This window comes from Caldithrix abyssi DSM 13497 (assembly GCF_001886815.1).
Taxonomy (GTDB): domain Bacteria; phylum Calditrichota; class Calditrichia; order Calditrichales; family Calditrichaceae; genus Caldithrix; species Caldithrix abyssi.
In genome coordinates this window covers 722,020-743,701 of record NZ_CP018099.1, presented here as the reverse complement: position 1 = coordinate 743,701, position 21,682 = coordinate 722,020, and the positions used below count along the sequence as shown (strand labels likewise).

Here is a 21,682-nt window from a genome sequence, read left to right as displayed (position 1 = left end):
TCGTCTCTCCTCAATTTGCCCATGAAGTCTGCTGCGCTTTTTTTTAACAATGGTAAATTCAACTCTCCGGATCTTTATGTCTTCAACTTTTTCTTTTTGGCCGCCGGGAACAAAACATTATTTAAGATCAGGCGGTAGCCCGGCGAATTTTTGTGCAGGCTGAGATCGGTAGGCGGATCGCCCACGCGGTGCGTGTAATCTTCCGGATCGTGCCCGCCGTAAAAAGTGAACGTGCCTTTCCCCAGATTGCCGTGGATGTACTTTACCTCGTTGGTGCCTTCGATCTTGCCCATGATGGTCACATTGGGTTTGATTTTTTCTTCCCGGAACATGGTGGTCTGCCCCATAAAGCCTTTGATGACGTTTACATGATTCTGCGTGAGCATGGTTGGCACCGGATCGTATTTGGCCGAAAATTCAAACAACGTAAAATAATCCGTTTCCGGGTCGCGTAAACGGGGCATATTGCTGGGCGGCACGTCGATATCTGAAAATTCGTAGATAGCCGGATCGGTAATCAATTTAAAATTCTGGAAAGCAAAGGTCTGACTGAAATCCAGTTTTTTCTGGTAATCGGGATCGATGCCGTCGCCGTCAAAAACCGCGTCGCAAATATCGGTATTCTGGGCGGCCAGGGCAATGTCCAGGGCGTCGGTGGCCGAACACATGGCGAACAAAAATCCGCCTTTCATCACATAGCGCCGTATTTCGATGGCCACGGCCGCTTTTTCTTTGCTCACCTTATTAAAGCCCAGCTCTCTGGCCAGTTTTTCGGCTTCCAGTTGTTGTTTAATGTACCAGGGCTGGTTGTGGAAAGAAGCCCAGAATTTTCCGTACTGACCGGTAAAATCTTCGTGATGCAGATGCAGCCAGTCGTACTCTGCCAGCTTACCGTCCAGCACCTCGCGATCGTAAACTTTATCGTACTTGATCTCCGCGTAATTCATGGCCAGGGTTACGGCATCGTCCCACGGTTGAGTGGTGGGCGGCGTGTAAATGGCGATTTTAGGCGCTTTTTCCAGAAGAACGCGTTCCATGTTATTCTCTTCGATTTCGGCGTAAATTTGATTGACCTGTGCGCCGTTTTTTAACTCAAAGGTCACGCCGCGCAGCTGACATTCCTCCCGGAATAAAGGCGTGTCCGTAAACAAAAAAGAACCGCCACGGTAATTGAGCAGCCATTCCACATTAATGCCCTGAGTCAGTATCCAATAAGCCACGCCATAGGCCTTTAGATGATCATTTTGCGAAAGGTCCATCGGAATAAGAATGAATTGCGACCGTACCAGGCCTGTCAGTAAAAAGATCCAGAGAACTATTTTTTTGAAACCGCTCATCATGGCACCTGTTCTTGTTTGAGTTTTTCTTTTAACCAACGCGCCTGCTCTCTGGCCTGTTCCACAAAAAAACTGTCCGGATAGCGCGTAATAATCAGACGATAGGTGTTAAAGGCTTTTTGCAGTTGTTTTTGCCTTTCCTGGATTCCGCCCAGGGTAAACAGCAAACGATCCATATTAACGTAATCGGGCGAATGCTGCAGCACATGGGCAATCAGGCTCTGCGCCTCTTCCCACTTTTCCAGTTTGATGAATAAATGCACGGCACGCTCGGCGCACTGCGGGCTGAGCGGCCCATTCTTTAAAGCCAGTTCTTTAAAGATATTCGCCGCCTGCGAAAGCTTTTTTTGAGCGATTAAAAACTCCGCACGACCCATTTCGGCCAATGTGGAAGAATCCTGTCGAATGTGGTTTAACAGCAACAAACGTTGCAATACGTTGTTTTTTAAAGAATCTCCCGGCGAAAGTTTAACCGAAAGATCGGCAAAGGCCTTTTGAGCGGGCGTTAATTCCCCCAAATAAAACAGAAGCTCTGCCTGTGTGTACTCGACCAACGAGCGCAATTTTTTAGTTCGGATTTGTCGCAGCAGTCTTTCGGCTGCGGCAATATCGCCCCTGGCCAGGTGGCTTTTGGCCAGTTTAAAGCGCACGCGATCGAGCTGTTGGGCGTTTAAAGGCGCCTGTAAATAGTTTTGATAATCTTTAATGGCCTGATCGATATCCTGGAAGTAGTTAAAATAGATATCGCCGCGCAGTTCCAGAGCGTTCCAGCGGTAGCTGGTTTTTGTTTTACTGTGCAGCAGGCCGTCGATGACCTGCATGGCCAGTTGGATGGTTTGCCGGGCTTGCTTTTCCTGCTGCCGGGCAGAAAGTTTTTTAGCCCAGGCAAAATAATTGCGGGCCAGTTGAAAGGCGTATTGTTGTTTTTGCCCTGGCTGAGAGGCCTGTTCCATCAATAATTTTAAGCCCTTAACGGCAAATTCGTAGGCCTGATTCTGGCTGGCTTTATGGACAAATTGCAGCAGGTAATTGGTTCTGGGCGCCTTTTTGTGCAAATCCAGATAAATAGCAAAGGAATGTTTAAAATCGCCGTTGCGTAAATATAAATCCGCTAAAATCTGCCGAACGCCGGCCTGATCGCCGCGCGTTTTCAAGTACTTTTCAATGGCCTCAATCATCTGTTGGACGGCCGAGCTGTCCGAAGACATGGCAATAATTTGACCGTTAACAAACGAATATTGCTTTGGAAAATGTTCCAGATATTTAAGGTAGCTGACCGCCGCCTGGCCGTAATCTAACTGCGCCCGGTGAAGCAGGGCGATCTCGCGGTACAGGCTGTACAAACTTTTTGTTTTCCGGATGCCAAGCTGGTAGGTTTCGATGGCTTTGTCGTACAGGCGCAACTCGATGAACACATTGCCTAAAAGTCGGTACAGGTGCGCATTTTGGCCGTGCGCTTGCAACAGGCCGTTCCAGAGGGCAAAGGCCTGTTCGCGATTTTCGCTCAGATAGTAAGCCTTGCCCAGCTTAACCTGGTATTCCAGCCTGGCGGGAGATTTTTTTATCAGATTTTGTAAGAAGGCGATCAGATCATCATAACGCTTTAGTTTTTCATAGCAAAATTGAATATCATTAATGACCTGGTTGGAGGTTCTGCCAGATTTGTAAATTTGCAGGTAAAGTTCCAGCGCTTCTTCGTAGCTACCGCTGTTCTTAAACAGCATTGCCATGCGTAAGCGACTGTCGGTCTGGGCTGACAGCTGGACGGCAAGGGCCAGAAGTAGTAAAATTAAGGTCGTTCTTTTTAAATCAGGCAAAATATTGTAAAATTTCATCGCAAACGGCCATTCCCTTCTGTGTTAAACGAAAAATCTGTGCGTCGATTACGGCAAAATCCCGATCGATCAAAGTATTGATTGTTTTACGATACGTTTCTAAAAAAGATCGATGAAAAGTCTTTTCAAAATAAGCAAGGTTAATTCCCTCGTACGTGCGTAATCGCAAAAAGATGTGCTCAAATTCTTTGGTCTGCGCGGAAAGCTGTTCTTCAAAGGCGCGGGGCAAACGTTGCTGTTTGAGCTGTTGCAGATAGGCGTTGAGTGAACGGACGTTTCCCCAGCGACGGTCGTTCCAGAATGAATGCGCCGAAGGGCCAAAACCAAGATAGGGCACATGGAGCCAGTATTTGTAGTTGTGGCGCGAGTACAATGATGCTGTCCGGGCAAAGTTGGAAACCTCGTAGTGCAAAAAACCACGCTCGCTTAAAAATTGATGAGTAAAATTGAAAAAGCGCAGCTCCTCCTCTTCTTCCTGCGGATTCAATTGTCCTTTTTCCCGCAATTTGTAAAACGGCGTACCGGGTTCAAAAATAAGATTGTAGGCCGAAATATGCTCCGGCGCCAGATGTAACGCCTGCTGCAGGGTAGCGCGCCATGAATTTAAAGACTGACCGGGCAGGGCGTAGATCAGATCGATGCCCAGATTGGTAAAACCGGCCTTGCGGGCCGCCTCAAAGGTTTCGACGGCCTGCCGTGCGCTGTGGATGCGCTCCAGCAATTTTAATTCACGGTCGTCAAAACTTTGCACGCCAATACTCAAACGGTTAACGCCCAGTTGTTTAAAAACGGGTAATTTTTCTTTTTCCGTGGCGCCGGGATTCATTTCCAGCGTAATTTCACAATCGCTTGAAATGGCAAACACGCGTTGAATGACAGACAAAATGCGCTGCAGTTGGTCGGGCTGCAGTAAAGAAGGCGTGCCACCGCCAAAATAGATGGTGTCAAAAGTTTCGGCAGGCCGGATTTGCTCCGCCACCTGTTCCATTTCTTGACAGAGGGCTTCTACAAACAGGGCTTGCTGCGATCGATTGGTGATCGAGTAAAAATCGCAGTACCCGCATTTGTGTTCACAAAACGGAATGTGCAGGTAAATACCCGGATTAAAGGAGATGTTTGCTTTTTCACCGCTCATCGAATGACGCGGCCAATGCGGCCAAAACGTATTTTTTTGAAAAACTGCGACAACGGCACGTGGGAATTCCACGAAAAATAAATGATCAACGCCTGCCCGACAATCTCCGAATGATCGACAAACCCCCACACGCGGCTGTCTGAGCTATTGTCGCGGTTATCGCCCATCACCCAATACTTGTCTTTGGGAACCGTGATCGGGCCGTAGTTGTCACGACTGCCCAGGTTGCGAAAGGTGGGGAAGAAAAAACGTCCCTCGTCTCTGCGAAAAATGCGCGGATCTGTAAATTTTCCGTACGGTGGAAATGGAAACTTTTTACCGTCCACGTAAACCACCTTGTCGATGATCTCCACCGTTTGTCCGCCGACAGCGATGCAGCGCTTGATGTAATCCATGGAATGATCGCGCGGGTAACGAAAAATAACCACGTCAAAAGGCTGCGGATCGCGCAGGGCCGGAAATCGGAACCAGGGCAAATCCACGCCGATTTTGGTGTAAGGAATGCCAATCCAGTCTGGCGTACGCATGCCGTAATTGAATTTATTAACCAGCAGAAAATCGCCGATCAACAGCGTGTTCTCCATGGAAGAAGTGGGAATGGTGTAAGCCTGTACAACAAACTGGCGAATGATTAATGCAGCGATTAATGCCGAGAATAATCCTTCGGTAAAACTTTTAAAACGACTCTTCCGTTTTACAACCGGTTTAGACAAAATGCCTCCTTGATTTTTTCAATCATCTTTATCCATCGAAAGAACGGCCAGGAAGGCTTCCTGAGGAATTTCAACCCGACCGACTTGTTTCATACGTTTTTTACCTTCTTTTTGTTTCTCAAGCAGCTTGCGCTTACGAGTAATATCGCCGCCGTAACACTTGGCCGTAACATTTTTACGCAGCGGTTTCACGGTCTGGCGGGCGATGACCTTGCTGCCAATCGCCGCCTGTATGGCCACTTCGAACATCTGGCGGGGAATAAGCTGCTTCAAATGGCGGCATAAACGCTGCCCCATCTCGTACGCCTTGCTTTCATGAACAATGGTGGAAAGAGCGTCCACCGGCTCGCCGTTAATCAGGATATCTAATTTCACTAACTTGCTTTCGCGATACCCTTCAAACTCATAGTCAAAAGAGGCGTAACCGCGCGAAACGGATTTAAGCCGATCGTAAAAATCGAAGATTACTTCGGACAGCGGAAAAAGAAAGGTCAGGTCGGCGCGCGTCGGATCCAGATAAGAGGTGGATTTAAAGACTGCGCGTTTCTCCTGCGACAGCTTCATCACGTTGCCAATGTACTCGGACGGCGTGATGATCTGAGCTGAAATATAGGGCTCTTCAATATGATCCACCTCCGCCAGGTTGGGCAGATCGGTCGGCGTATGGATTTCGATGATCTTGCCGTTTTTAAGGTGAACCTGGTAAACCACGTTAGGCACCGTGTTGATGATGGTTAAGTTGTATTCGCGCTCCAGACGTTCCTGTACAATCTCCATGTGCAGCAACCCTAAAAAGCCGCAACGAAAACCAAAGCCCAGCGCTTTGGACGTTTCGGGCTCGTAAATCAGAGCCGAATCGTTGAGAGAAAGCTTTTCCAGCGCGTCGCGCAGATCCTCAAAATCGTCAGAATCTATGGGAAAAATTCCGGAAAAGACCATGGGTTTGATCTCTTTGTAACCGGGCAATGGCTCTTTAGCCGGATTTTTAACGTGCGTGATGGTGTCGCCCACACGAATATCTTTGATGTTTTTGGCGCCGGAAACCAGATAGCCCACCTCGCCGGCATGCAATTCGTCAACCGGCTGACGACGCAATTTAAGAATACCGATTTCCTCGGCCTGATAATCACGCCCGGAGTTAAAAAAACGAATGGCGTCGTTTTTTTTCAGTTTGCCGTTAAAAACGCGGATGTAGCTAATGGCGCCGCGGTAGTTATCAAAAAGCGAATCGAAAACCAGCGCTTGCAAAGGCGCATCAGGATCGCCATCGGGCGGAGGAATCTGCTGGACAATGGCTTCCATCAAATCTTCAACGCCTAAACCGGTTTTGGCGCTGGTCAATAAAATTTCATCTTCTGAACAGCCTATGAGCTCTATTAACTGATGTTTAACCACCTCCACCTGGGCGCTGGGCAGATCGACTTTATTGATAACCGGAATGATGTGCAAATCATTTTCAATGGCCAGGTAAAGGTTGCTGATGGTTTGCGCTTCTACGCCCTGGGCGGCGTCCACCAGCAGCAAAGCGCCCTCGCAGGCTGCCAGACTGCGCGAAACCTCGTACGTAAAATCCACATGACCGGGCGTGTCGATTAAGTTTAAGATGTAGTCATGCCCGTCTTTAGCGCGGTAACTCATGCGCACGGGATGCGATTTGATGGTGATCCCGCGCTCGCGTTCCAGATCCATGTTGTCCAACACCTGGGCCTTAAGCTCACGCTGCGAAAGGGTGTGCGTGTACTCGAGCATCCGGTCGGCCAGCGTGGACTTGCCATGATCGATGTGCGCAATAATACAAAAATTGCGAATGTATTTCTGATCCATTGTATTCCAATTTGTTATTTTCAAAACTTTTAAGTTACTTATATTAAAGAATAAAAGCAACTATGGAATGCTCGCCCAGGTTCCCTGTTTTTCAAGAAGCGCCGCACACAACGGGATTAAAATGAGGAAGGTTGAGCGAGGGAGGGTAAGAAAGCAGAACTTTGACCGAACGGACTGATTGACTGGTAAAAAATTAAAAGGACTTTTCTAATTTAAACACATACAACCGCGATTGTGGATCGCTTACCACGTAAATCAACCCCCTCGCAAAATCGATGGCAATACCCTCCGGCCCGACAATATTCAGTTTATACTGCCCGACAAGACCAGCGTTAGTATCCCACAAAAACAGGCTCTCGTCCTGATCGCTCAAAATCCAGAAACGGTTCAAAAGCGTATCGGCGCATAAGCCCGAATAGTCGCCGGCAAATGATAGCTCTTTTTGCCATCGAATCGAAAAATCTGCGTTTAAGGCCATTAATAGTCCCGGCTGTTTTTCTTTAATGGTAAACAAACGGCGCAGAACATCAAAGCAAACGCCTTCCAATCCGCTGTTGTCGTCCCCATCTAAAATCCGATGACGCTGTAATTCTTTTCCTGTGGAGTCCACCTCTACCAGCTCGCGCGAACGTTCTTCGGCCACCCACAAGGTGTGTGCAGTGGGATCAATGACAACGCCTTCCAGATCGTTCCCCTGATACGAAAGCGTTTTCAGTCTTTTTCCGGTCAGGCTAATTTGAACAATGCGGTTGCTGTGGTCGCTCACCGTCCACAATGCGCTCCCGTCTGGCGTTAGAGCAAGACCGGAAGGCTCCGCAACATCCAGAGCGTAACTGTTTACCAATGTTAAAGACCGAACCGGAGGGGTTGTGTCCTCCGGCTCAGTCAGAGAGCATTGAATAAGAAAGACGCTTCCACAGGCCAAAAACATCGCCATTAGCCTGAAGATTCTCTGTATTTTCATTGATGGTTTGATGCTCCCGGAGTTGGGTTCGTAAAGCTTACCCAGTTGTCGCTGCCATCCGGCAGGCGGCCCATAGATACGTCGGTGGTCTGTTCGCCAAAAGTCAGAGAATCGATAACCGTTGTGCCATTGGGCGCGGTGAGGACGATATCTTCTCCGCCGCTTGAAAGTTTAATGTTAACATGTAAAACGCCCTGTTCGGGTTGTTTATCGGCCCAGAGCAGTAAAAATCCACCGGCGGGGATGGTGGTGGCCGCCGAATCGCTGGTCGGAATTTGCCAGGCGGTAAGGTCGCCTTTATCGTCCGAAATGTACATGCCGCCGATGTTAATGGGCCTGGATTCGGCGTTATAAATTTCGATCCAGTCGTCATACTCCCCGTTTTCATCGGCGTTGCTGGAATCGTTGCTGGCCAGGAATTCATTAATGTACAGAGCGGGCGGCACATAGCCCACTTCAAAGGAAAGCGTATCCGACCGGGTGGAATGGTCTGCATCGTCGCTGGCAACGATGTAAAAAAAGACGCGTGTGCCATCGGCAAAAGGGCCTAAGTGTGACGAAAACAGCGAGTCGTTTTCAGCCGTCATATTAACCGTGGTATTCAAAGAGTCTGCCGCTCCATAGGTCAAAGAAACCTGCGCCAGATCCCCGTCCTCATCGACAATTTGCGCCCGGATGGTCACCACATCTCCGGCGTTGATGGTGTCTGGCAACACCTGAATGGTTTTGATGGTTGGCGGAACGGAGGTCTCTCCCTGCACATTGGGCGCGCCGGGCGTGGGGGTGGTAAATCTCTGCCAATCTGTTCCACCATCCGGCACGCGTCCCATGGAAACATCGGTTTCCTGCGCTTCGAAGGTGTATTCGTCAACAACAGTGTAACCGTCCGGTTCCGTGAGCACAATATCCTCGCCGCCGCTGGACAGTTTGAAATCGAGATGCGTAACGCCCTGCTCCGGCTGGCCGTCGGCCCACAGCACAACAAAGCCATGGGGCAAAATCCTAAGATCGGCCGTAAGCGGAATCTGGAACTTTTTGGGGTCGGATTTGTCATCGGAGAGATAAAATCCTGCCAGAGAAACCGTGTCTTCGCTACCGTTGTACAATTCGATCCAGTCGTCGTATTCGCCGTTTTCATCTGTGCAGCAGGCGTCGTTGCTGGCCATAAATTCATTAATAAAGAGCTGGTAAGCGCTTTGATGCGGCGGCGTTTCCTGGTCGGCCGAAACGGTATCGTCAAGTTTACACCCCGCCACTGCAAAAATGATAGCCAGAATAATCGTCGAAATGATATGAAGCGTTTTCATCAGAGCCTCCTTTTAAAAAAAGAATTTTGTCATAAACTGAACATAAGAGAACCGATCGTCGCCCACAAAGCCGTTGCCCGTGGCATTGGGCGAAGTTGAGACATAAGTGTAATTGAGCTGAAACACCATGTTGGGATTGGGGTACCAGTTGAGCCCCAGAGTGTAGTTGTTGGCGCGGCCGCCCAAAATGCCGGCATCGGTATCGGAAAGATTTAAATGGCTGTAACGTAAACCGACCTCCCAGGCGCCTTTTTTTACATCTCTGGGGATTAATTGCGAAAATTCACCCTGGGTTTTGTCCCAGCGCCGCGATTCGCCCGTGATGCTCCAGAGCAGATACACGTAGCCGGCGGAAAATTGCGCCTCCGGCAGGTTTTGCAGGCGGTTGAGACGCACCAGGTTGTATTCGCCCTGTAAGTGAAAATTGCGGTAAACGGCGGCGCCTTCTAAACCCAGACGCGTCGTGTAATCCACGTTTCGGATGTAATCGGTGTCCAGAATTTCCACATCGCCGATTTTAGTCTCCGGTTCGCTGTCAAACTGAACGATGTTGGATTGATCGTCCGGTTTGGTCCAGGCTGCGGAGATACCGAGATGGAGTATGGTCGTTGCGTTCTGCAGCGGAGCGCTTGCCAGCCTGGCTGCAACGCCCCCACCGGTTTCATCTTTGGTTTTGTTTTTGTTCGTATCAAAGGTCTGGCCGTAAATGGCTCCCCGAAAATTCCACCAATCTGTCCAGCGGCCGTATTCAAGGCCCATACGACGTCCCATCTTAAAAGCCAGCGCATTGTAAGCGCGTTCTGCAAAGGGAATGAAACGCGACGAGGTTAAAATATTTAAACCGAACGGCATCTTAAAATGACCGAATTTAAGATAGGCATTTTTAAAGCCATGATACGCCAGAAACATGTCCTTGGCTTCCACGACGCCTTCGGCCATGTCCATATCCCATTCCATGTACCATACGCGCCATAAATTAACCTTAACGGCAAAGCGTCCCTTGCGCAGATGGGTGCCGTTGCTCAACTTATTTTTGTTTTCAAAAAAATAGGCGCCATTAATAAAAATTCGCGTATCAAAGCGACCCCAGAAAGCGCCGTCCTGCGATTCCCAGAAATAGATGCCATTCTTCCACTCGGAAACGCCGGATATCTGATAGGTTGTTTCTCCTGAAACACCCTGATGCGCCATTTTATGGGCGTGCTTTGTTTCTTGCTGTTGACTTTGGGCCTTAACCAGGCCGGGAAGCAATAGTAAAAGCAACAACATTCCTGATCGGACTAATTTCATCTTCATTCTTTAGTACCTCCTGTTAAAGATGACGTTTCTTGAAAACTTGATAAAGAATCTGACGTTTTTTAAGGATGTTTTTATTAAAGAATTTATTTCTAATGGTATTCGGTTTTAGTCGCCAGGCCGGGCTTAACTGCGCAAGCGCGTCATCCAGCTGCCACTTATGAATGAAGAGCCGGCCGTGTAATTTTTTAACCGCTTCAATCTGCTCCGGGCTGAACATTTCCGCATCCAGTTCTGTGCTGGCCAGCGTCGAATCGATGTAAAAACTATCCACCTCAGCCAGTTCGAAAATTTTGTACAATTGGCTTTCGTTCAACGCTTCCCGCTGCTGCAGGCTTTCCCTGAATTTGTACATATTTTTGAATTGTTTGCCGTTCAGGCTCTGTAAATTCCGCACGGGAATGTTTTCTGCGGCCAATTTATTTAAAACGTCCTGCGAAATTTCGTAGGTCACGGGACGCACCACTTCGCGCTCAAAAACGTTTTGCATGAAGAACAGCAGAACAAAGGAAAGGATGGCTGCGGCAATGGGCGTGGAAATCCATCCCGAGGCGATTTTTCCTAAAATGTTAAAGTTGATGCCCTTACCGCCTTTGGCAATCCCGATCCCGATCACCGCGCCGATTACCGCCTGCGAGCTGGAAACCGGCACCAGGGGAATCGGCGGAAGATTGTGGGCAATCAACCAGCGTTCCAGGCTTTGCGAGGCGAATAAAAAGAGCACAAGCGATTCGGATAAAACAACAATCAGCGCCATCACGGGCGTTAGCTTGAACACTTCGTTGCCCACGGTGGTCATAACACGATAGGAGTAAGTGTAAATACCCACGGCAATGGCCAGACCGCCCAGCAGGAATAATTGCTGAACGCCCGTAAAATGAATCACATTAAGAATATTCAAATCTTTAAAGGGCGAGGCGGGAACAAAGACGCCCATTACATTGGCGATGTTGTTGGCGCCCAGACTGTAAGAGCCGAATGCGCCCACCAGAATGAGTCCGGCCCGCGTGTAGGCGTCCAGTTCGAGTAAGTGAATTCGGGCTCTGCCCAGAAAAAATTTAAACAATTTGTAAAGCAAAATGGAAAAGACGGCCGCCAGAATCGGAGAAATGACCCAGGTGCTTAAAATTTTGCCCAGTGAGTTCAGGTCGGTAGGCGAGCCGGTAAATAAATTCCAGCCGATGATGGCGCCGACAATGGCCTGAGAGGTGGAAACGGGCAGCGACAGTTTAGTCATCCAGGCCACGGTTGCGGCGGCGGCCAACGCCACGGTGAAAGACCCGGCAATGGCGTTAACTGCGCCTAATTTTCCCAGGGTATGCGCCGCACCGGCGCCGCTGATCACCGCGCCTAAAATGACAAACACGCTGGCCACCAGAGCAGCCACTTTAAAACGCACCATTTTAGAGCCCACCGCGGTGCCGAAAACATTGGCCGCATCGTTGGCGCCCAGCGACCAGCCCAAAAACAATCCGCTTAGTAAATAAAACCAGATCATTTTCGGCCCCCGTTACAAATAGCGTTTGATGGTTGCAATGGCCAGACGATCCGTAACATCTTCAGCCTCATCGGCAATATTTTCGATGTGATAGGCAAAATAGCGCATGTGAATCTTATGACTGAGGCGTAAGTCTTTGCGGAACACGATTCGTTTGATTTTACGGGCGATTTTATCCGATTCGTTTTCATAAAACTGCACCTTGTTGATGTGATCGCGCACCGCGGTTAAATCTCGAAAATAAGAGCGGATGGCCAGAACCATGGCCTCCACGGCGGCGGTGGAAATCTCCGCCAGTTCAATGTACATCTGGTGCAGTTCGGGGATTATTTCCGGAATCTCCACAGAAAATTGCATTAACGTTTCGTTCATGGTGTTCAAAACGGCGTCCGTGCTTTCCAGCAGGCCCAGCACATCGCCGCGCGATTCCGGAATCAGCGTGTGTTCATACAAACTGGTTTCAATCTGGCGGCGCAGTTGATCGCCCCGACTTTCCAGCTTATCCAGGTCCTCCAGGCGCGCTTCAAAGTCGTCCATTCTGTTTTGTAAATAATATTTAACGCCCTGACGGAACAGTAAAGCGCCCTGAATAACGCAATCCAGATATTCTTCGATTTGTCCTTCCAGCAATTTTGTCTTTTTAAATAATATGGCCATGGTGCACCTCTATTTTTTATTGTTATTATTGTTCAAAAATTTAAACTTAGCTTTTAAAATGGGATAGAAAAAGGATAATACCGCTAAAATTAAAAGCGCCAGACTGACCGGCTGCGTAAAAAAGATGCGCGCATCGCCCATCAATAAAGCGCGCCGGAAATTGGTTTCCGCTAAAAAGCCCAGAATAAGTCCTAAAATAACCGGTGCCGTAGGGAAATGATAGCGCCGTAAAATCCAGCCCAGTATTCCAAAACCCAGGCAGCTCCACACATCAAACATGGAATTGTTAACCGAATAGCTACCAATGAAGGCAATGGCCAGAATGAGCGGGTACAAAAGCTCCCGGGGCAGGGAAATGATCTTGATCCATAATTGGTTTCCCAGATAGCCCAGAAAGAACATGACAAAGTAGGCTAAAAACAGACTGGCAAACAGTCCGTAAATAATGGCGGCATTGCTTTTAAACAATTCGGGGCCCGGTGTAAGGCCGTGCAACATCAGCGCGCCGATCAACACGGCCGTGGCCGCGCTGCCGGGAATGCCCAGGGTTAACAACGGAACCAGGGCGCCGCCCACCGATCCGCTGGTTGCCGCGCCAGAAGCCGCCACTCCGTCCAGCGCGCCCTTTCCGAACTGCTCCGGATTTTTGCTGATGCGTTTGGCCTCTCCGTAAGCGATAAAAGCCGCAATGGTTGCGCCGGCTCCGGGAACGACGCCAATCAGGGTCCCCAGTAAAGAAGACTGCAAGATGGTGCGTTTGATAGCCCAGATCTCTTTTAACTTGGGCATTTCCGAAGAAATCTTTTGCACGGCCGATTGAACAGTCTCCGATTTTTCCAGCGAAAGAAAAATTTCGCCCAGAGCAAACAAGCCGATTAAGGCAGGAATAAAACCGAAGCCGTCCGCCAGCTCCGGAATGCCAAAGGTAAAGCGCAAATAGCCCGTAAAGGGATCCATGCCCACCGTGTTCAAAAGCAGCCCGATCAGCGTGGCAATAAACGCTTTAATCCAGTTGCCTCTGGAGAGAGAAGAAATAATGGTCAAACCAAAAATGGCCAGCGAAAAGTATTCGGCCGGGCCAAACTTTAAGGCGGCGCGGGCCAGCGGTTCGGAAAAGAAAACCAGAATCACGGCCCCTAAAAATCCGCCAAAGGTCGAAGCAATTACCGAGGCGCCCAGCGCCTTGCCGGGCTTTCCCTGCCGCGTTAAAGGGTAACCGTCAAAGGTAGAAACAATGGCCGAAGGCGTGCCCGGCGTGTTGATGGCAATGGCCGTAATGGTTCCGCCATAGTTGGCCGCTGCGTAAACAGCGGTTAGCAAAATGAGCGCATTGAGCGGTTCCATTCCATAACTGAACGGCACCAACAAGGCCACGCCCATGGCCGGCGACAATCCGGGGATAACGCCCACCAGGATGCCCAGCATCACGCCCAGCGCAACCATGAACAGGGGCGTCCAGGAAAGGATGAGATGAAATCCGTTTATTAGTTCCGTAAAGATGTTCATAAAACTTCAAGACTTTCGTTTAATGAAACCAGATTAGTTCGGGTAACGGCACCTGCAGCATCTTGTAAAAAACAAAATAAGCAAAGCCAATGTAGCCTAACGACACGCCAAAAATGAGAAGGTGGTTCCGGTAACCTAAAAGATAGGCGCCCAGAACCAGAAAAATTAGCGTGCTTAAATAATAGCCCAGATATTGAACCACCGCCACGTACACAAACATTAAAATCACCAGGCGCAATGGCACGACGATTTTGCCGGAATTGGCTTTCTGTTCGGGGGGATGTTTGACGGCGCTGATCAAAAGCCAGAGGTTGAAAAACCACAGGCCGTAAATCCACAAACGTGGAATGGAAGCCGGCCCGACCGACGAGGTCAATTTGCCTGCAGGAAAGTTAAAGGTTTGCCAGTAAAGGAAAAGTCCCGTAAAGATAAAAAAACCGGCTATTACGGTGTCGCCGCTTAGCCAACGGCGTTTAAAAAGATAGGTGAAAAGTAAAATCAGCAGGTAGATTCCGGCTAATACGAATGCGGACAGACGGTAACTTGCCGTCTTATCGCCGCGGTTGGTCTTTAAGATGCCCGCTTTTTGTAAATATTTAATGGCGATCTGTTGATCGCGATTGACCATGCGCGTGAATTCTCGATGATCGTAAAAAACCGGTCGCGCGGCGGTGGCATGCACAAAGTTCAACCAGGCCGAATCCCTGCTGACCTTGCGGAATAGGTCCGTCAGGTAGTTAACGGCCTCTATGTTCGTTCCTTTGCGCACGGCGTATCCCCGCCACAGAACCTCGCTGGTCAGATCGTATCCCTTTTCAACGAACGTGGGCGCCTGGGGAAAGCGGGAGAGTCTGTGCGGCGAAGCCACGGCCGCGACCATCAAATCGGGCCTGCCCAGAATGTCGCCGGGATTTCCGACATAAACCACGCCGTGCTTGCCCATTAAGGCCGCCAGAGCGTCCGAGCCCCCTTCGTAAGGAATCCACTCCGCCTTAATGCCTAAAATATCCCAGGTTCGCAAAGCCATCAGATGATCCACGCCGCCAACCAGCGGGCCGAGCCAGCGCTGTTTTCCTCCTTTAGCTCTGGCGTCAGAGATAATCTCTTCCAATGTGCGCACCGAAGAACGGCGGTTGGTAATCAATGCCTCGGGGTCTTCCGCCATACAGGCCAGAAAGTAAAAATCGTCCATGGTAATGCCGCTTTGCGTCAGCAAGATGGTGGAAATAAAGGATTTGGTTACGCCTAAAACCGTGTACCCGTCCGCTTTGCGATTTAACGCCGTGCGCATGGCAATAACCCCGGAACCGCCGCTTTTATTTTCCACCAGAATGGGCGCCGGGCAGTATTTGCGGGCGATATTGGCAATTTGACGCGAGGTGATGTCGATGGCGCTGCCCGGCTTGGAATGCACCAGAATGGTAATGGGCTTTTCCGGGAAGGACGCCATGCTCAACGAAACCGTCGCAAAAAGAATAATTAAGGTGTAAAACCACGAGCGCGCTGAAGGGTAGTTCATCGTTTCTTCCGAATTAAAGTTGATCTTTCCAGTTTTTAAACGGATTTTTCATGAGCATGGAATTGTAAAATCGCGTGTCGCCGGTTACTTCCCTGCCCAGCCAGGCCGGTTTTTCAAAGGCCTGATCTTCCGATTTTAATTCGATCTCGGCAATCACCAGCCCTTCGTTTTCGCCGTAGAATTCATCGACTTCAAAGGTCAGGTCGCCGTTTTTTACCAGATAGCGCGTTTTATCGATGACGCCCGGCTCGCAAATTTTCAGCAGATTTTCGGCGTCTTCTTTGGGGATTTCCATCTCCCATTCAAAACGGCTGGCGCCGGACGCATTGCCGATGCCTTTTACCGTCAAATATCCCTTTTCGCCCTTAATGCGCACGCGCACCGTACGCTCCGGCACGGATGAAAGATAGCCCTGAACAATGCGCGTTGATTTAAAAGCCTGCCGTTTAAACGAATCGTCTTTGACCAAAAATTTACGTTCAATTTCCTGAGCCATGGTTGCTTCTCCAATGCTTGATGTTTAACGAATGATTTTACACCTGCGACGCGGCGGCCATGATCCGGCCGATGGTCCGCATCACATTTTAAAATTTCTACAAATCCGCTGTAAAATGATCTTAGCACGTTCCATGAGCCAGCAAGGCTACTTTTGCGCCCTGACGAAACATGCGATTAAAGCGCTCGCAGGCCTGCGGCGTTTTTTCGATGATCACCGTTTTGCCGCTTTCTTCTAAAAAAGCTTTAACCTTATCCGGGACCTGTAAAGCCCCGTTAAAACCGTTGCCGATGATCACCGTGTCCACATCTGCGCTTGCCACGCGGCGCACCATATCCTGGGTAAGCAGGTGCCCCTTTCGCTCCCGCCAGGGAGACAACATTTTTCCAATGAGGCAGATGTCTTTTCCTGCGCCGGTAAGCGTGCCGTCGCTGTTTTTAAAGTGGGCGCGCCCGTTGATTACAAATTTTCCCCAGGAAACCTCTTCGATGGGCCCCTGTGAAAAACGATAGGTTTTCATTTCGCCTTTCCTCCGGCCGTTTATTCCGACGAGCCCGTGCCATTTTCTGCCCCGATCGGCAAATTAATATACCAGTCCCACGTAGCGCTTCATGGCTTTAATGTAGTTAACGTTTTCGTAATGATCCAATCCCAGCTCTTTCACCGTTTTTATCACCAATTCGGGATCGGCGTGTTCAACGGCAATGGTTTGAATGGGCTGATTGTTAAAGGTAACGTATGCGATTTCCACAATGCAATCGTTAATGGTAAAGCCGTGCCGTTCTTTAACCACATTGACGATGTGCAACGCCTTGTTGGGGCTAATCAGGTTATTCAGATACTCATCATAGGAGTACTCGTCCTTTTTTAAATAAGGAAGCGGTAAATTAAAAGCCTTGTACACTATGGCCAGCTCGTTGATATGAATGGGAAAGCCGGCTTTGAGCAACACCGTCCACTGTTCAAGGCCATCCTGATTGACGCGCAAAAGAGTTTTGATGTCCATCAGTTCGTCGCGAATCTTTGTGTTGTCATTGCTTTTTTCCGAAAGGATGTAGATTTCGCCGCTCTTGCGCACTTTACCTTCCGGATAGGCCTGAATGGCTTTGATGCCCTGCCTGAGATCCTGGCCAAATGTCCGCCATTCCCAGCGAGGAATTATCTTTTCCATGGTCGCACCTCCCGATTTCATTTAAAGCGTTTAAAATCGTTTTTATCAATCGCGCCTTTTTTTACAAGAAATGTGCCAGTTCATTGTATTATGGCAAAAGGTCGTTAACTCATTGATTTTTCACGCTCCGGGATTGACGGTCTTCAAAAATTTGCAAAATACAGCTGTCGAAATCTAGCCGGTTGACGAAATTTCGTCGATTAAAATGACGAAATATTGCCTTTTAGGCTTGAATTGTGTGGGAAAGATGTTTACGTTTTCCTGAAACAGAAGCGTTGAATAATTATAGTCAGGATGAAGTTTGAAGGAGAAAAATTTAAAAGGCAACATCTTTTGGGGGGCAATGTTCCTGAGCGGTTTATTGTCCGCTTTATTGTTGGTCTTTTTGTTTCACAAAATGACCGACATTTCGCGTCCCTTTCCTTCTTTTTCGTCGCAGTCTACCTCATCAACCGAATCTTTAAAACCCGTCTTCCGAATCGGGGTCGTTTCGCGCTTTCCGCCCACCTTCATTTACAAAGGGTATCAGCCGGTGATGGATTACCTTACTTTAAACACGCCTTATCGTTTTGAATTGCAGTTGAGTAAATCGTACAAACAAACGGTGGAGCAACTGGTCAGCGGCGAAGTGGTAGCGGCTTTTTTAGGATCATTCATTTTCGCCAGAGAAGCGCAAAATCACCGTCTTCGATGCATTCTACGTCCGCTGTCTGCCGGGGGCAGGCCGCTGTTGCAGGCGGTTGTCATCTGCAAAGCGGAAATAGGCCTGCATTCCATTGCCGATTTGAAAGGAAAGAAGGTGGCCCTTCCTTCTGCCCTGTCTTTTTCCAGCAACTGGTTTTTGAACAGGGCCCTGCCCGAAAACGGTCTTACACAATCGCAACTGGACTCCGTTCACCATTTTGCCCACCACCATACGGTGGTTTACGAAGTTCTGAAGGGCAATTTTGACGCCGGCGTTGTCAAAGATCGCGTGGCCAATGAATTTCGAAATCGCGGGATACGTGTTTTCGCTCGTTCCGAGCCCATTCCCAGCTCGCCGATGGTGGTTTCCGATCAATCTCCGCAGGCGGTTGTGCAGGCCATACAAACGGCCTTGCTAAAAATTGACGCCAGTCAGCCCCGCTATCAGAAGATGCTTTCTGAATGGGATGCCGAATTTGCCTACGGATTTGCGCCGGCCCAAAATGAAGATTACGACCTGCTGCTGCCACTGGTAAATGCAAGGGAGGCTCCGTAATGCGTCCTTTGTTCAAATCAGCTACCCTGCGCTTAAAAATGATGTTGGCGGTGGGCGGCGTGGTCGTGGTTTTTATGGTTTTTATTTCCATCGGCATTGCGCTGCACTGGCGTTCCATGATCTTGCAGCAATTGCAACAAAAAGCGGAGGCCGTAACAAGCGCCTTTGGCATTTCTGTGCTGGACGCTTTGATCTATTCGGAAAATGAAAACTTTCAGGTGGAAGATTTACTGGAATCGTACATGCTGGGCCTTAAAGAAAAGATTCCCGAAATTCAATACATTGTGGTGACGGATACTCATAACCGCGTCATCGCCCATACGGATCCGCGCATGTACAATCGCCTGCTGACCGATGAACTTTCCGGGCGACTGGCCAAAACAACGGGGCTGGTCAGCGGCATTTATCGCACGCCGCAGTTCGGGTGGCTTATAGAAACGGCGCTGCCTCTGCAGGTTGGCGGAAAGCGCTGGGGAATTTTACGCATTGCCTTTGAAGCGGAATCGACGCGGCGAGAAATTGCCCGCCTGTTTTATCTGCTGGTGGGGATTACGCTGCTTTTAACGCTGGTTGTACTGGCGGTTTTAAATTATTTAATCAAACATACGGTGCGTTCGCTTATGCTGCTGGTGCAGGCCATGGATTCCATGGAGCTGGATTCTTCAGCGCCGCTGGAATTGCCGGAACGTGCGGATGAAATCGGCGCTTTAACGCGCCACTTTGAACTTTTGCGTCAACGTTTGCAAAACTCGCAAGCGCAACTGCTCGAAGCGCAAAAACAGATTTACCACGCGGAAAAGCTGGCTTCGATCGGCCGCCTGGCTTCCGGAGTGGCGCACGAAATCAACAATCCCTTAAACGGCATCAAACATTGTGTTTATGCCATTGAAAAGGAGCCGCAAAATCAAAAGCAGTTAAAAGAATACCTGGCTTTAATCAACGAAGGCCTGGAGCATATTGAATCGGTGGTGCGCAAACTGCTTGGCTTTTCCAGAAAATCGGCCCGGGATAAGGAGTGGGTCGACTTGAATCAGGTGGTGCGACAGGTGGTGGAACTGCTTGCTTACCGTCTAAATCAAAGGCATATTGACCTGCAACTTCAGCTTGCTGCGGATTTGCCGCCCGTGTATGGAGACGCTTCTCTTCTGCAGGAAGTGGTCATGAATCTGCTGTTGAACGGCTATGATGCGGTTGAAGATGGGGGGCGGGTGATTGTACGTACGGAAGCTTTACCCTCCCACCAGGTACGTTTAACGATTGAAGATAACGGAATGGGCATAAACGAAACCGATCTGGAAAAAATATTCGAACCGTTTTACACGACTAAAGAGCCTGGCAAAGGAACGGGATTGGGGCTTTCGGTGGCGTTGAACATCGTTCAGGCCCACGGCGGGCAGATTGTGGCACACAGTCAACCCGCCAAAGGAACGCGCTTTGAAGTTATTTTGCCGTATGGAGAAAGACAATGAAAATTTTGATTATTGAAGACGAGAAAATATCACGCATTACTTTAAACGATCTGCTGAAAAAAGAAGGCTATGACGTAAGCAGCGTCGAAACAGGCACGGAGGGGCTGGAGCTGTTCGAGCGGGAAGCCTTTGACCTGGTGCTGGCCGATTTACGCCTGCCCGGCGCGGACGGCATCGAAGTGCTGCGGCAGGTCAAATCGAAAAAGCCGAGAACGGTGGTTGTATTGATGACCGCTTACGGTACAGTGGATACGGCGGTGCAGGCGCTGAAGATGGGCGCTTATGACTATTTAACCAAACCCTTCACCCCGGATCATTTGCTAAATATTTTGCGCAATGCAGAAAAATTGCAGCGCGTGCTGGATGAGAATCAACAGCTTAAAAAACGTCTGGAAATTATTGAAAAACAACCGATCATCGGCGCTTCGCCGGCCATGCGCCACCTTCAGGAGATCATTCATCATGTGGCGCGGCACGATTCCACGGTTTTAATTGTGGGCGAAAGCGGCACGGGCAAGGAACTGGTGGCGCGCGCTTTGCATGAGAACAGCTGGCGAAAGGATCAGCCTTTTTGGGCCGTTAACTGCGCGGCCATCCCCGAAACCTTGCTGGAGAGCGAATTGTTCGGCTATGAAAAAGGGGCCTTTACCGGCGCGGCCAAACGCCATCTCGGCTATTTTGAACGGGCCAATCACGGCACGTTGTTCATCGATGATATTGATGATTTACCCATGAAAATGCAGGTTAAATTGTTACGCGTTTTGCAGGAGCAGGAATTAATTCGCATTGGCGGCTGGGAATCGGTAAAAATCGATGTACGCGTGATCACGGCTACCAAAGTTGATTTAAAACAACGCATGAAGGAAGGCCGCTTTAGAGAAGATTTATTTTACCGTCTGAATATCATTCCCATCGTGTTGCCGCCGCTACGCGAACGAAAAGAGGATATTCCGCAATTAATCAAACATTTTTTGCAAAAGCAGAATGCAACGCACATCTGGCGTTTATTTTCGCCGGAACTGCTGGAACGTCTCTCGCAGTACGACTGGCCGGGAAATGTACGCGAACTGGAAAATTTTGTGGAACGCTTTGTGGCCTTTTCCGGCATGCAGTCTTTCGATCCCTTTGCTCTGCTGCCGGGCGTGACAAGCGGTAAAGAACAGCCCTTGCCAGAAAGCAGTAGTTTTTTTTCTTACCATTCTTTTAATGATTTTATGGCGGCCAAAGAAAAAGAGATCATCGACTGGGCCATGAAACAGGCCAACAACAATATTTCAAAGGCGGCGGATTTATTAAAGCTGCCCCGCACCACCCTGCGCAGTAAGCTGGAAAAAATCAACCGCCGAAAGGCAGGCGGAGGGGAAAAGAGCGTAAGAGTTTAGCGGTTTAGACGTTTTTGTAAGGGCGAAGCCGCCGGCGTCCCCGTCATTTTTCCTTCCTTCACAATCAACGGTTGTTTCGACTACGCTCAACAACCGTACTCTCGCTCCCTGAGCGAAGTCGAAGGCTTGCCCTGAGCGTAGCCGAAGGGAGCGCAGCCGATGGAAGTTCCTTCACAATCAACGGTTGTTTCGACTACGCTCAACAACCGTACTCTCGCTCCCTGAGCGAAGTCGAAGGCTTGCCCTGAGCGCAGCCGAAGGGAGCGTAACCGATGGAAGTTCCTTCACAATCAACGGTTGTTTCGACTACGCTCAACAACCGTACTCTCGCTC

At 49.3% G+C, this 21,682-nt stretch carries 18 protein-coding genes; 3 read left to right on the top strand and 15 right to left on the bottom strand.

The features are described from left to right. Positions 1 to 74: 74 nt before the first annotated feature. From Cabys_RS02915 to Cabys_RS02845, 15 genes are all read right to left on the bottom strand, one after another. A complete protein-coding gene (locus tag Cabys_RS02915; RefSeq protein ID WP_006928631.1) occupies positions 75 to 1,337 on the bottom strand; it encodes a hypothetical protein in 1,263 nt (420 codons plus the stop codon). Next, the gene (locus tag Cabys_RS02910; RefSeq protein WP_006928630.1) at positions 1,337 to 3,172 is read right to left on the bottom strand and encodes a tetratricopeptide repeat protein; all 1,836 of its coding nucleotides are present in this window, start codon (positions 3,170 to 3,172) and stop codon (positions 1,337 to 1,339) included. The genes Cabys_RS02915 and Cabys_RS02910 overlap by 1 nt, the downstream gene beginning before the upstream one ends. Beyond that, positions 3,147 to 4,307, bottom strand: coding sequence for a radical SAM family heme chaperone HemW (gene hemW / locus Cabys_RS02905; RefSeq protein ID WP_006928628.1), 1,161 nt, complete (start codon positions 4,305 to 4,307; stop codon positions 3,147 to 3,149). The genes Cabys_RS02910 and hemW overlap by 26 nt, the downstream gene beginning before the upstream one ends. Further along, a complete protein-coding gene (gene lepB / locus Cabys_RS02900; RefSeq protein WP_006928627.1) occupies positions 4,304 to 5,020 on the bottom strand; it encodes a signal peptidase I in 717 nt (238 codons plus the stop codon). The genes hemW and lepB overlap by 4 nt, the downstream gene beginning before the upstream one ends. Before the next feature lie 18 nt (positions 5,021 to 5,038). Then, positions 5,039 to 6,844: a translation elongation factor 4 gene (gene lepA / locus Cabys_RS02895; RefSeq protein WP_006928623.1), complete on the bottom strand. Its 1,806-nt coding sequence runs from the start codon at positions 6,842 to 6,844 to the stop codon at positions 5,039 to 5,041. Between the two features lie 193 nt (positions 6,845 to 7,037). Continuing rightward, on the bottom strand, positions 7,038 to 7,781 hold the full coding sequence (locus tag Cabys_RS02890; RefSeq protein ID WP_169833690.1) for an SdiA-regulated domain-containing protein: 744 nt from the start codon (positions 7,779 to 7,781) through the stop codon (positions 7,038 to 7,040). Positions 7,782 to 7,804: 23 nt separating this feature from the next. Continuing rightward, positions 7,805 to 9,115, bottom strand: a complete 1,311-nt coding sequence (locus tag Cabys_RS02885) for a lamin tail domain-containing protein (protein ID WP_006928620.1) — start codon at positions 9,113 to 9,115, stop codon at positions 7,805 to 7,807. 12 nt (positions 9,116 to 9,127) lie between these two features. Continuing rightward, positions 9,128 to 10,411 carry an OprO/OprP family phosphate-selective porin gene (locus Cabys_RS02880; RefSeq protein ID WP_006928619.1) on the bottom strand — a complete coding sequence of 428 codons (1,284 nt, stop codon included), beginning with the start codon at positions 10,409 to 10,411 and terminating at the stop codon, positions 9,128 to 9,130. A 16-nt stretch (positions 10,412 to 10,427) separates the two neighbouring features. Then, positions 10,428 to 11,909, bottom strand: a complete 1,482-nt coding sequence (locus Cabys_RS02875; RefSeq protein ID WP_006928618.1) for an inorganic phosphate transporter — start codon at positions 11,907 to 11,909, stop codon at positions 10,428 to 10,430. A 12-nt stretch (positions 11,910 to 11,921) separates the two neighbouring features. Then, entirely contained in the window at positions 11,922 to 12,566 is a 645-nt protein-coding gene (locus Cabys_RS02870) for a DUF47 domain-containing protein (RefSeq protein ID WP_006928616.1), read from the bottom strand. Between the two features lie 9 nt (positions 12,567 to 12,575). Beyond that, positions 12,576 to 14,072, bottom strand: coding sequence for a tripartite tricarboxylate transporter permease (locus Cabys_RS02865; protein WP_006928615.1), 1,497 nt, complete (start codon positions 14,070 to 14,072; stop codon positions 12,576 to 12,578). Positions 14,073 to 14,091: 19 nt separating this feature from the next. After that, positions 14,092 to 15,591 carry a tripartite tricarboxylate transporter substrate-binding protein gene (locus Cabys_RS02860; RefSeq protein ID WP_006928614.1) on the bottom strand — a complete coding sequence of 500 codons (1,500 nt, stop codon included), beginning with the start codon at positions 15,589 to 15,591 and terminating at the stop codon, positions 14,092 to 14,094. 13 nt (positions 15,592 to 15,604) lie between these two features. Next, the gene (locus Cabys_RS02855; RefSeq protein WP_006928613.1) at positions 15,605 to 16,087 is read right to left on the bottom strand and encodes a CYTH domain-containing protein; all 483 of its coding nucleotides are present in this window, start codon (positions 16,085 to 16,087) and stop codon (positions 15,605 to 15,607) included. A 121-nt stretch (positions 16,088 to 16,208) separates the two neighbouring features. Continuing rightward, positions 16,209 to 16,607, bottom strand: coding sequence for an Mth938-like domain-containing protein (locus tag Cabys_RS02850; protein ID WP_006928612.1), 399 nt, complete (start codon positions 16,605 to 16,607; stop codon positions 16,209 to 16,211). Positions 16,608 to 16,670: 63 nt separating this feature from the next. After that, on the bottom strand, positions 16,671 to 17,258 hold the full coding sequence (locus tag Cabys_RS02845) for a hypothetical protein (RefSeq protein WP_006928611.1): 588 nt from the start codon (positions 17,256 to 17,258) through the stop codon (positions 16,671 to 16,673). A gap of 301 nt (positions 17,259 to 17,559) precedes the next feature. Between Cabys_RS02845 and Cabys_RS02840 the strand changes: the two genes are divergently transcribed. The 3 genes from Cabys_RS02840 to Cabys_RS02830 are packed head-to-tail and all read left to right on the top strand — an operon-like array spanning position 17,560 to position 21,349. Beyond that, positions 17,560 to 18,498: a PhnD/SsuA/transferrin family substrate-binding protein gene (locus Cabys_RS02840; protein ID WP_006928610.1), complete on the top strand. Its 939-nt coding sequence runs from the start codon at positions 17,560 to 17,562 to the stop codon at positions 18,496 to 18,498. Further along, positions 18,498 to 19,967: an ATP-binding protein gene (locus tag Cabys_RS02835; RefSeq protein WP_006928609.1), complete on the top strand. Its 1,470-nt coding sequence runs from the start codon at positions 18,498 to 18,500 to the stop codon at positions 19,965 to 19,967. The genes Cabys_RS02840 and Cabys_RS02835 overlap by 1 nt, the downstream gene beginning before the upstream one ends. Further along, positions 19,964 to 21,349: a sigma-54-dependent transcriptional regulator gene (locus tag Cabys_RS02830; RefSeq protein WP_006928608.1), complete on the top strand. Its 1,386-nt coding sequence runs from the start codon at positions 19,964 to 19,966 to the stop codon at positions 21,347 to 21,349. Before Cabys_RS02835 ends, Cabys_RS02830 begins: the two co-directional genes overlap by 4 nt. Positions 21,350 to 21,682 lie beyond the last annotated feature (333 nt).

Excerpts from the sequence above, each read along its gene's own strand:
- Cabys_RS02865 (WP_006928615.1), bottom strand. The coding sequence starts at position 14,072 with ATGAACATCTTTACGGAACTAATAAACGGATTTCATCTCATCCTTTCC.
- hemW (WP_006928628.1), bottom strand. The coding sequence starts at position 4,307 with ATGAGCGGTGAAAAAGCAAACATCTCCTTTAATCCGGGTATTTACCTG.
- Cabys_RS02910 (WP_006928630.1), bottom strand. The coding sequence starts at position 3,172 with ATGAAATTTTACAATATTTTGCCTGATTTAAAAAGAACGACCTTAATT.
- Cabys_RS02915 (WP_006928631.1), bottom strand. The coding sequence starts at position 1,337 with ATGAGCGGTTTCAAAAAAATAGTTCTCTGGATCTTTTTACTGACAGGC.
- Cabys_RS02835 (WP_006928609.1), top strand. The coding sequence starts at position 18,498 with ATGCGTCCTTTGTTCAAATCAGCTACCCTGCGCTTAAAAATGATGTTG.
- Cabys_RS02830 (WP_006928608.1), top strand. The coding sequence starts at position 19,964 with ATGAAAATTTTGATTATTGAAGACGAGAAAATATCACGCATTACTTTA.
- Cabys_RS02885 (WP_006928620.1), bottom strand. The coding sequence starts at position 9,115 with ATGAAAACGCTTCATATCATTTCGACGATTATTCTGGCTATCATTTTT.
- Cabys_RS02870 (WP_006928616.1), bottom strand. The coding sequence starts at position 12,566 with ATGGCCATATTATTTAAAAAGACAAAATTGCTGGAAGGACAAATCGAA.
- Cabys_RS02850 (WP_006928612.1), bottom strand. The coding sequence starts at position 16,607 with ATGAAAACCTATCGTTTTTCACAGGGGCCCATCGAAGAGGTTTCCTGG.
- lepA (WP_006928623.1), bottom strand. The coding sequence starts at position 6,844 with ATGGATCAGAAATACATTCGCAATTTTTGTATTATTGCGCACATCGAT.
- Cabys_RS02880 (WP_006928619.1), bottom strand. The coding sequence starts at position 10,411 with ATGAAGATGAAATTAGTCCGATCAGGAATGTTGTTGCTTTTACTATTG.
- Cabys_RS02890 (WP_169833690.1), bottom strand. The coding sequence starts at position 7,781 with ATGGCGATGTTTTTGGCCTGTGGAAGCGTCTTTCTTATTCAATGCTCT.
- Cabys_RS02860 (WP_006928614.1), bottom strand. The coding sequence starts at position 15,591 with ATGAACTACCCTTCAGCGCGCTCGTGGTTTTACACCTTAATTATTCTT.
- Cabys_RS02875 (WP_006928618.1), bottom strand. The coding sequence starts at position 11,909 with ATGATCTGGTTTTATTTACTAAGCGGATTGTTTTTGGGCTGGTCGCTG.
- Cabys_RS02845 (WP_006928611.1), bottom strand. The coding sequence starts at position 17,258 with ATGGAAAAGATAATTCCTCGCTGGGAATGGCGGACATTTGGCCAGGAT.
- Cabys_RS02855 (WP_006928613.1), bottom strand. The coding sequence starts at position 16,087 with ATGGCTCAGGAAATTGAACGTAAATTTTTGGTCAAAGACGATTCGTTT.